Genomic DNA, 258 nt, shown 5'->3' with positions numbered 1-258 from the left:
CGGTCCGGGATGCGATGCGCGACGAGACCGAACTGGTGTGGGTCGAGACCCCGACGAACCCCCTGATGAACGTCAACGACATCGGCGCGCTCGCCGACATCGCCCACGAGGGCGACGCGCTCTGCGCGGTCGACAACACGTTCGCGACCCCGTACCTCCAGCGGCCGCTCGAACACGGCGCCGACATCGTCTCGCAGTCGCTGACCAAGTACCTCGGCGGCCACTCCGACACGATCGGCGGCGCCCTGATCGTCGACG

At 69.0% G+C, this 258-nt stretch carries 1 protein-coding gene; it reads left to right on the top strand.

Going from position 1 to position 258, the window contains the following annotated elements; translation table 11 throughout:
* Nucleotides 1-258, top strand: a 258-nt coding sequence (locus tag EXE42_RS17830; RefSeq protein ID WP_199240822.1) for a PLP-dependent transferase, incomplete at both ends; no start/stop codon positions are given.

The sequence above is a fragment of the Halorubrum sp. SP3 genome, assembly GCF_005435195.1.
GTDB classification, from domain to species: domain Archaea; phylum Halobacteriota; class Halobacteria; order Halobacteriales; family Haloferacaceae; genus Halorubrum; species Halorubrum sodomense.
This window is presented reverse-complemented; position numbering and strand designations above follow the sequence as displayed.